Consider the following 324-nt stretch of genomic DNA (forward strand, 5'->3'; position numbering starts at 1 on the left):
TTCGTTCATCGGAATATCGGTATATTTATAGTGCATCATACCATCGCTCATCATAGTTGGCGATACATTTTCGGCACTAAACTCACAGCCTTTGGCATACCGTTTGCCATTGACAAGAGGTTGCCATGCTGCCATTGCCGAATACGATGGGGCTGTTGTCCCATCCCATTTGCTGGAGGAAATAGGAGGTGGAGAGAAACAGGTCGGCCTTGTGCGAGGCAATCAGTTTGTTGCAGTTTATGCACATCTTCTGCTATCTTTTTCTTGTAAACGTCGATTTCGCTGTTAAGCTCCCTTATCTTAGAATCGTGCGTGAAACGGTCG

At 46.0% G+C, this 324-nt stretch carries 1 protein-coding gene; it reads right to left on the reverse strand.

Annotation, left to right across the window (positions count from 1 at the left end; all coding sequences use genetic code 11):
- Positions 1 to 222 (reverse strand): hypothetical protein (locus D0T57_RS15430; protein ID WP_163274353.1); only part of this gene is annotated, 222 nt, incomplete at its 3' end.
- Positions 223 to 324 lie beyond the last annotated feature (102 nt).

It is taken from the genome of Dysgonomonas sp. 511 (genome assembly GCF_010501105.1).
Lineage (GTDB): Bacteria > Bacteroidota > Bacteroidia > Bacteroidales > Dysgonomonadaceae > Dysgonomonas.